At 60.0% G+C, this 1,495-nt stretch carries 3 protein-coding genes; all 3 read right to left on the minus strand.

Annotated features, from left to right (window positions below):
- Nucleotides 1–710 precede the first annotated feature (710 nt).
- Entirely contained in the window at nucleotides 711–878 is a 168-nt protein-coding gene (locus GCE01_RS16980; protein ID WP_167386208.1) for a hypothetical protein, read from the minus strand.
- The gene (locus GCE01_RS16600) at nucleotides 875–1,096 is read right to left on the minus strand and encodes a hypothetical protein (RefSeq protein ID WP_099213714.1); all 222 of its coding nucleotides are present in this window, start codon (nucleotides 1,094–1,096) and stop codon (nucleotides 875–877) included. Before GCE01_RS16600 ends, GCE01_RS16980 begins: the two co-directional genes overlap by 4 nt.
- A 92-nt stretch (nucleotides 1,097–1,188) precedes the next feature.
- Nucleotides 1,189–1,495: single-stranded DNA-binding protein (locus GCE01_RS16605; protein WP_099213715.1), on the minus strand; the 307-nt coding region annotated here is incomplete at its 5' end.

Genomic DNA, 1,495 nt, shown 5'->3' on the forward strand with positions numbered 1-1,495 from the left:
CGCATGTGACGGGCGGAACTTTCGGAGCGGACGAACCTGTAACCGGCCTGCTCCAGAACAACGATGCAACTGATCTCGTCACGAAACTTCTGGAGTTCCTCGTTCATCTGCTGGGGCGTGTTCTGGTAAGCCATGGCGGAATATCCTCCCGAACGTCCGTTACTTTCGATCTGTGAAAAGTATAGTAAATTACCGCGATAATATCCAATGAATACAACAGAATAACGCGGAATATATTTACTTGATTGAGTGAAATAGTTCTTGCGTCCAGAACGACAAAAACCAGTTTTTCTTGTTCGTCCTGCGGGGGTTTCGGGGGCAGCGCAGCCCCCGGTGTTGCCGCTGAAAGGAGATGTGTGGAGACGTTTTTCTCGTCCCGTCCTGCCAGGAACACGACAGTTGCGGGCCGAGGGTGTCAGGACCGGAAGACTGCGGATCGGCAAAAGCGGGTTGCGGGCAGCGCGGGACAACGTCCTGCGATGAACGCGGCCCTCTTTTGACGAAAGACGCGGTCTGGAGCCCGAAGGGTTGTCTTGAGACCCTCGGACCGTGACTGTCACACTGATCGCATGACGGCGAGGTCGGAACACAGCTCCGTGCCACCCCGCAAGGGGTGGTTGAAGCGGCAACGTCTGATGGTTCGGCATGAACGGATCCTTCAAGAAGTGTCCCCAGTCTGCCCGTGCCATCTGCGACTAACGCCCTCTGCCTCAGTTTTTTTTCGAAGACCCTGTGTCGGCCATCCCGTCTTCCTCTTTCGTCTGCCCTTTCTGTCGCTCCAGCTCCGCCAGTGTCCGTCTCACAGCCTGCGAGAACCGCGTCTTTCCTTCCCAGAAACGGCGTGAATACGCGCGGCGGTTCATGGTCGCCGTCCTCATGCCACACCTTCCGGGCGATCGAGGCTGTCCAGGAGCTTCTCCTGCGAGCGGCGGCGCAGCGTCGCGGCCTTGCGGCGGAAACCGGCCGTCAGGCGCGATGGCAGCATGACGGACTGATCCGTGTCTTCCAGGAACACGGCCTCTGCCATCAGGCGGGCGCTCAGGGCGCGCGCCTGACTGCGGGGAACCGTGAGGGAAGCGGGCGTCGAATAGAACATAAAGCCTCCTGAAACCCGCCTCCTTCAGGAAGCGGGTATAAAAAGACCGGCTGCATGGCCGGTTTGCGTGCATGTCTCGAAGAAAGAGGACGTCAGCGTCCCGGATCGGTAAGGATCATCACATCCCCGTCCTGGGCGCTCACGACGATCTCGGTCTCAGGGGGCGCCTGATCTGTGCGGGGACGGGGCTCGTAAGCGCCGCGCACGAACACGAGCTGGCCCTTGCGGGCGCGTCGCTCCAGAAGATCTGTCAGAAAGTCGTTGTGGCAGACAATCCTGTGCCACACGGTCTGAGGGACACGGCGACCGGTGTGCGTGTCGGTCCGGTAGCTGTCCGTCGCAAGACGGAAGAGAGCCACGCGGTGTCCGTCCTGCCCTGTGCGGATCTCCGGATCCGCA

The organism is Gluconobacter cerinus (assembly GCF_002723935.1).
GTDB classification, from domain to species: domain Bacteria; phylum Pseudomonadota; class Alphaproteobacteria; order Acetobacterales; family Acetobacteraceae; genus Gluconobacter; species Gluconobacter cerinus.

What these genes read in the sequence shown, in the direction of transcription:
- GCE01_RS16980 (WP_167386208.1), bottom strand. Translation starts at nt 878, where the DNA reads ATGAGGACGGCGACCATGAACCGCCGCGCGTATTCACGCCGTTTCTGG.
- GCE01_RS16600 (WP_099213714.1), bottom strand. Translation starts at nt 1,096, where the DNA reads ATGTTCTATTCGACGCCCGCTTCCCTCACGGTTCCCCGCAGTCAGGCG.